The organism is Neoroseomonas terrae (assembly GCF_018129025.1).
GTDB lineage: Bacteria > Pseudomonadota > Alphaproteobacteria > Acetobacterales > Acetobacteraceae > Neoroseomonas > Neoroseomonas terrae.
The window spans coordinates 102,604-109,145 of record NZ_JAAEDI010000022.1 but is presented as its reverse complement, the minus strand read 5'-3'; the positions used below and the strand labels follow the sequence as shown (position 1 = coordinate 109,145).

Here is a 6,542-nt window from a genome sequence, read left to right as displayed (position 1 = left end):
GGGCCTCCGGCGCGTCCTCGGCCGGCGCCTCGGGCTCAGGCTGCCGCTGCAAGTCGGAGAGCAGCGGGATGAACGCCTTTTCCTTCCACGCACCGACCTGATAGGCCCAGCCGCGCCAGCGCGCGTTGAAGCGCGTCGCCTCGTCATCGCCCTCCGCGGCGAGGGTGATCCAGATCTGCTCGCCCTCCTTGCGGGGGCGGACGACGATGGCGAGGTTGTCGGTGAGTTCGAAGCGGCTGTCGCCGAGCGCCTCGCCGGGGGCCTCCGCCTCGGGCTTCACCTCGAGAAAGGTCAGGAATTCGAAGGCGCGGCCGACTTCGTCGAGGCTGGTCTCCTCGGTCGGCGGCGGATCGGCGGGCTCGGTGACCTGCAGCTTGCCGTCCGGGCCTTCGCCGCGGGTGAGCACCAGCGGCGGCTGGCCGGTGCGGTTGATGGCGACGCGCTGGACGCGCTCGCGCGGCAGGTTCGCGATGTCGCGGTCGAGCCACAGCTGCGGGTCGGAATCGACCGGGATTCGGCCTTCGGCGAGCCAGGCCTGGTTCTCGTTCGGGCGGCGGACGAAGGCGCTTTCCGGCACGTTGCCCTGGGTGCGGACGCGGCGGCGGCCGATCACCAGCTCCGCGATCGGCTGGCCCTGCGCATCAAGCACGCGGAGCAGCGTGGCCGTCGATCCGACGCGCGACGGATCATCCAGCCCGAGGCGATCCAGCATGTCCGGATTGGCGGTGCGCGGCTCGGTCAGGCGCAGCTCGGTCAGGCCGGTGAGCAGTTCGCGCACCTTGTCCTGCCGAACCGGGTAGCCGCCCTTGGCGGGCAGCACCCAGGTATCGCCGCGGCGTTCCACCTCCAGCGTGCCGTCATGACGGGTCGCGACGATCTTCGCGGCGGCTTGCAGCCGTTGGGCCAGGCCGGGGAAGGCGAGGGCGGCGCCGGCCGGGCTGGGCGCCGGCGTCTCGTTCGGGTTCAGCAGCAGCGCGCCGCCGACGGCGACGACGGCCGCGCCGCTCAGCAGCAGAAGGGTACGGCGTTGCATGGCGATGCCCCCTTACGCCCGTGCAGCGCTGCGCCGACGTGCGCGCATCACGCCGAGGCCTATGGCGAAGGCCGCCAGCAGCAGCGGCACCGCGGCGATGTTGATCACCCGTATCCAGGTCTCCATCCCCTCGATGTCGCGCCGCAACTCAAGCTGCACGACCCGAAGCTGCTGTCGCGTCTGAAGGATCTGCGCGCGCGCCGCGTCGATCTCGGCGCGCTGCTCGGGCGTTATCACCGCGCCGGCCTGCGCGCCCTGGCCCTGACGCAGCTCGCGCAGCCGGCGCTCGGTCTGCTGGAGGCGTTCGGTCAGCTCGCGCTCCGTCTGGCGGAAACGGGCATCGGCATCGCGGCGGATGTCGTCCACCACCGTGAAGGGGCGCATCGATTCGCCGCGCGACCGCAGCGAGATCAGCGCGTCGCCGCCCGCGAAGGTGTCGACGATGTTCGCGACCAGCGAGCCGTTGTCGCTGAAGGGCGTCGCCACCTGCTGGCCGAAGAAGTCCTGGGTGCGGACCCAGAAGCGGTCCTCCAGCACGTCCGCATCGGCGAAGACGACGAAGTTCGCCGGGCCGTTGCTGGTCGCGCGATGGGCCGGGAAGTCGGCCGGGCGTTCAGTGCCTTCCGGCGGCGGGGGCGGGCCGTCGGGGAAGGCAGAGTTGAGCTGGCCGCGCACCCGCGCCGCGATCGTACGGCGGAGGTTCTCGGACCGGAACTCCGCGAGGATGCGCGCCGGGTCAGGATTGTCCCGCACGCGTTCGACATTGGCCAACATGCTGCGCTCGCTGCTGGTCAGCAGCGGGGTGAACTCGATGCCGGAGCCGTCGCGCTGGCGCAGATGCCCGGCCGCCGCGACCGTGACCTGGTTGAGCTGCGCCGTCGCGACTTCCTCGTTGTTGATCGAGTCACCCTGCAGGTTGAACCAGGCGAGGTAATCCACCGCCTGCACGCGGTCGTTCGGGTTTGCGCGCACGCGCCAGGCGCCGCGCAGGTCCAGCACCACCGCCTCGTTCGGTGCATCGATACCCCAGGCGTTCAGCAGGCGGTTGAGCTGCGAGGAGGTGTCGGTCGGCGGGCGGCCGCCGGGGCCGGGGCGGCCGGCCTGCCCCTCGGAGAGCGGATCCACGAAGACCATCAGCTTGCCGCCGCGCATGACGAACTGGTCGATCGCGTATTGCGTCGCATCCGACAGGTTTTGCGGATGCACGACCATCAGCACCTGGACCTCGTCCGGGATGCGCTGCGTGTCGAGCGGCACGTCCTGCACCGTGTAGAACTGGCGCAGCGTCTGCATCACGGCGAAGGGCTGGGGTGCGGGGCCGCCGCGCATCATCATCATCGCGCGCGGGTCGCCGTTCATCGGCAGGCTGGACATCACGCCGACCACCGGCCGTCGCGGATTGGACAGCTCATAAACCATCCGCGTCACGTCGAATTCCAGGAAGCGCTCGCGCTCCGGCTGGAAGAAGGCGATCGAGCGCTCATCGTCCAGCAGGTTGCTGCCGGCGATGCCGAAATAGATCTGCTCGCCGGACTGGTCGACCGGAACGCCCTGCATGCCGAGGGCGAGGGCGCGGTCCTCGGTTTCGGAGAAGGGCTCGGGGTCGAACACTTCCAGCCGGATCTTCCCGCCGGAGATGGCGACGTATTCCTCGAGCATGGCGCGCACGCGCTCGGCATAGGAACCGTAGGCGGGCACGGCGGCGCCGAGGCGGCGCGAGTAGAACAGCCGCAGCGTGATCGGGTCCTGCAGACCGCGCAGCACGGAGACGGTGCCGTCCGACAAGGTGTAGAGCCGCTGCTGCGTCAGGTCGATGCGCGCGCGCGGCGCCAGCCGGTCCACCAGCATGTTCACGCCGATGGCGAGCACGGCCGCCGCGACCAGGCCAAGCGCCGAAGACCAGATCCGCCGGCTGCCCGGGCGGGGAGGAGAGGTGCCGGTCATCTCGGTCAATCCGCCTTGCGGTGGTCGATGACCACGGCGTTCACGAACAGGAAGAAGCCCATAAAGGACGCGAAGAACACCAGGTCGCGCAGGGCGATGACGCCGCGCGTCAGGCTGTTGAAGCGCTCGGTGATCGACACGGCGCGCGCGATCTCGGCCAGCACGGGCAGGCGCTGCGAGAGGAACTCCGTCACGATCGGGCTGCCGGCAACGGCAAAGAGGAAGCAGACCGCGACGGCGAGGACGAATGCGACGACTTGGTTCTTCGTGGTGGCGGACATCGCCGCACCAACCGCGAGGAAGGCGCCGGCGACCATCAGGCAGCCGAGGTAGCCGGCGGCGATCACGCCGTTATCCGGCTCGCCAAGGTAGTTGACCGTCAGCACCAGCGGAAAGGTCAGCAGCAGCGCGATGATGCAGAACGCCCAGGCGGCGAGGAACTTGCCGACCACCGCCTGCCATTGCGGCAGCGGCAGGGTCAGCAGCAATTCGATGGTGCCGAGCCGGCGTTCTTCCGCCCACAGCCGCATCGTCAGCGCGGGCACCAGGAACAGGAACAGCCAGGGCACGAAGGTGAAGAACGGGCCGAGATCCGCCTGGCCGCGCGCGAAGAAGCCGCCGAGGGTGAAGGTCAGCGCGCCGGCCATCATCAGGAAGATGACGATGAAGACGTAGGCGACGGGGGTCGCGAAGTATCCCGCGAGCTCGCGGCGGGCGACGATCAGCGCGCCCATCAGGCGGCTGCCTTCGGCATGGTCATGGTGCGGAACACCTGTTCGAGCGATTCGCCCGGCGCGGTGAGGGAGGCCGGCGTGCCGTCCGCCAGCACGCGGCCGCCGGCGATGATGATCGCCCGCGAGCATACCGCCTCCACCTCCTCCAGGATGTGGGTGGAGATCAGGATCGCCTTCTGCGGCGCCATGCGGCGGATCAGCTCGCGCACCTCGTGCTTCTGATTGGGGTCGAGGCCGTCGGTGGGTTCGTCCAGCACCAGCACGGGCGGGTCGTGCAGCAGGGATTGCGCGAGGCCGACGCGACGCTTGAAGCCCTTCGACAGCGTCTCGATCGGCTGGAGCTGCACGCTTTCGAGCTGCGTCAGCTCCATCGCGTCCTCGACCCGCTCGCCGGCCTCGATGCCGCGATAGCCGCGGATGCGGGCGACGAAGTGCAGGAAGCCCGTCACCGTCATTTCGGGATAGGTCGGCGCGCCCTCGGGCAGGTAGCCCAGGCTGCGCTTGGCCGCCACGGGGTCGTCTACCACGTCCTTCCCGCAGATCCGCGCGGTACCGGCCGTGGGCGTCACGAAGCCGGCCAGCATCTTCATCGTGGTGGACTTGCCGGCGCCATTCGGCCCGAGGAAGCCGACGACCTCCCCGCGATCGACCGAGAACGACACGTCGTCCACGGCCGTGAAGGCGCCGAAGCGCTTGGTGAAGCGCTCGATCTCGATCAAGGCCGTCATGGTTCCCCTGTCACGATGCTGGAGGGAGCAGAGGCGCGGTTTAGACCGGTCGCGAGGGGATGCAACCCCCGGCATGCGGTGGGCCGCCAATGTCTTGCGATGCAGCAAGACTGCTATTAAGAATCATTCGCAATATATACGCGACCAGGGAATCTTCATGGCACCCCTTCTGGACGTCCGTGACCTCACCGTCCGGTTCGACACGCGGGACGGCACCGTCCAGGCGGTCACCGGCGTGACCTACAGCCTCGAAGCGGGCGAGACCCTCGCCGTGGTGGGGGAGAGCGGCAGCGGCAAGAGCGTCCACGTGCTTGCCATGATGGGGCTGATCCCGAAGCCCCCCGGACGCATCGCCGCCGGGCAGGCGCTGTTCGAGGGCCGCGACCTGCTGACCATGTCCGAGAAGGAGATGCGCGACCTGCGGGGCGGCAAGATCGGCATGATCTTCCAGGACCCGATGTCGTCGCTGAACCCCGTGCTGACCGTGGGCTTCCAGATCGTCGAGAGCCTGCGGAGGCACCTTGGCCTGTCAAAGAAGGCGGCGTGGGCGCGCGCGGCGGAGTTGCTGGACTTCGTCGGCATTCCTGAGCCGCAGCGGCGGGTGAAGCAGTATCCGCACCAGTTCTCCGGCGGCATGCGGCAGCGCGCGATGATCGCGATCGGCATCGCCTGCGAACCGAAACTGCTGATCGCGGACGAGCCGACGACGGCACTCGACGTGACGGTGCAGGCGCAGGTGCTCGATCTGATGCGGCGGCTGCGCAAGCAACTCGGCATGGCGATGATCTGGATCACGCACGACATGGGTGTCGTCGCCGGCATCGCGGACAATGTGCAGGTCATGTACGGCGGCCGCGTCCAGGAGCGTGGCCCGGCGCGCGCCGTCTTCCACGACACCCGCAGCGCCTACACCTGGGGCCTGCTGCATTCCTTGCCGGACCATGACGACCCCCCGGCGAAATTCGGCGAGAAGGGCAGGCGCCTCGTGCAGATCCCCGGCTATCCGCCAGACATGACCGACCCGCCCAAGGGCGATCCCTTCGCGCCGAGGAACCGATTCGCGACCGAACGCTGCCACTTGGAGGTGCCACCGCTGGTCCAGGCGGCGGACGCCGCGCCGGGCCACCTGGTTGCCGCCTGGTACGATCTGCGCCCGCTGCGCGCCGAGGCCGCGGTGGCCGGAGGTGCGGCATGAACGCCCTAGCGGGCCGCCCGGTCCTCGAGGTCGAGAACCTCACCCGCCACTTCATCACCAAGGGCTTCTTCGGACGCGAGGAGCATCGGGTGCGGGCCGTTGATGGCGTCTCCTTCACCGTCGGAGCGGGTGAGACCCTCGGCCTCGTCGGCGAATCGGGGTCCGGCAAGAGCACGACCGGCCGGCTGGTGCTGAGGCTGGACGATGCGACCGCGGGCCGGATCCACTTCGAGGGCCAGGAGATCACCTCGCTTCGCCGCGGTCAGCTTCGGACCATGCGGCGGCGCATGCAGGTGGTCTTCCAGGATCCGTACTCCTCCCTGAACCCCCGCATGCGGGTGGGCGATGCGGTTGCCGAGCCGCTCGAGGCGCACGGCATCATCAAGGACAAGAAGGCGAGGCAGGAGAAGGTCGCCGACCTGTTCCAGCGCGTCGGCCTCAATCCGCGCTTCGCTACCCGCTTCCCGCACGAATTCTCCGGCGGCCAGCGCCAGCGCATCGGCATCGCCCGCGCCATCGCCGTGGAGCCGCGGCTGATCGTGGCCGACGAACCGATCACCGCCCTCGACGTATCGATCCAGGCGCAGATCGTGAACCTGTTCATGGACCTGCAGGAGGAGATGGGCGTCGCCTACCTCTTCATCGCCCACGACCTCGCCATGGTGCGGCACCTCTGCCACCGGGTGGCGGTGATGCTGCGCGGACGCATCGTGGAGACGGCGGCCACGGAGCAACTGTTCGCCGATGCACGGCATCCCTACACGCAGGCTCTGATATCGGCGATGCCGATCCCGGACCCGGACCGTGAGCAGGCCCGGCAGCGCATCTTCTACGAGGCGGTGACGCCGCCGGCGGATGCGAGGCTGCAGGAAGTGTCGCCGGGGCATTGGGTGCTGGACCAGGCATGA

Annotated in this window: 6 protein-coding genes; 2 read left to right on the top strand and 4 right to left on the bottom strand. The window is 69.2% G+C overall.

Going from position 1 to position 6,542, the window contains the following annotated elements; translation table 11 throughout:
• The 4 genes from GXW78_RS19935 to GXW78_RS19920 form a co-directional block, all read right to left on the bottom strand.
• A partial coding sequence (locus GXW78_RS19935; protein ID WP_211870647.1) for a DUF4340 domain-containing protein occupies positions 1-1,033 on the bottom strand: 1,033 nt, incomplete at its 3' end.
• Between the two features lie 12 nt (positions 1,034-1,045).
• Positions 1,046-2,977: a GldG family protein gene (locus GXW78_RS19930; RefSeq protein WP_211870646.1), complete on the bottom strand. Its 1,932-nt coding sequence runs from the start codon at positions 2,975-2,977 to the stop codon at positions 1,046-1,048.
• Positions 2,978-2,982: 5 nt separating this feature from the next.
• Positions 2,983-3,711, bottom strand: coding sequence for an ABC transporter permease subunit (locus GXW78_RS19925; protein ID WP_338147797.1), 729 nt, complete (start codon positions 3,709-3,711; stop codon positions 2,983-2,985).
• The gene (locus GXW78_RS19920; RefSeq protein WP_211870645.1) at positions 3,711-4,439 is read right to left on the bottom strand and encodes an ABC transporter ATP-binding protein; all 729 of its coding nucleotides are present in this window, start codon (positions 4,437-4,439) and stop codon (positions 3,711-3,713) included. Before GXW78_RS19920 ends, GXW78_RS19925 begins: the two co-directional genes overlap by 1 nt.
• A gap of 157 nt (positions 4,440-4,596) precedes the next feature.
• On the opposite strand from GXW78_RS19920, the gene GXW78_RS19915 reads away from it, so the two are divergent.
• Both GXW78_RS19915 and GXW78_RS19910 read left to right on the top strand, forming a co-directional pair.
• Positions 4,597-5,634 (top strand): ABC transporter ATP-binding protein, encoded by a 1,038-nt coding sequence (locus GXW78_RS19915; RefSeq protein ID WP_211870644.1) that lies wholly within the window; start codon positions 4,597-4,599, stop codon positions 5,632-5,634.
• Positions 5,631-6,542, top strand: coding sequence for an ABC transporter ATP-binding protein (locus tag GXW78_RS19910; RefSeq protein ID WP_211870643.1), 912 nt, complete (start codon positions 5,631-5,633; stop codon positions 6,540-6,542). Before GXW78_RS19915 ends, GXW78_RS19910 begins: the two co-directional genes overlap by 4 nt.

Bases quoted from the DNA above. Each gene is read 5' to 3' on its own strand.
- GXW78_RS19930 (WP_211870646.1), bottom strand. From the start codon at position 2,977: ATGACCGGCACCTCTCCTCCCCGCCCGGGCAGCCGGCGGATCTGGTCT.
- GXW78_RS19925 (WP_338147797.1), bottom strand. From the start codon at position 3,711: ATGGGCGCGCTGATCGTCGCCCGCCGCGAGCTCGCGGGATACTTCGCG.
- GXW78_RS19920 (WP_211870645.1), bottom strand. From the start codon at position 4,439: ATGACGGCCTTGATCGAGATCGAGCGCTTCACCAAGCGCTTCGGCGCC.
- GXW78_RS19915 (WP_211870644.1), top strand. From the start codon at position 4,597: ATGGCACCCCTTCTGGACGTCCGTGACCTCACCGTCCGGTTCGACACG.
- GXW78_RS19910 (WP_211870643.1), top strand. From the start codon at position 5,631: ATGAACGCCCTAGCGGGCCGCCCGGTCCTCGAGGTCGAGAACCTCACC.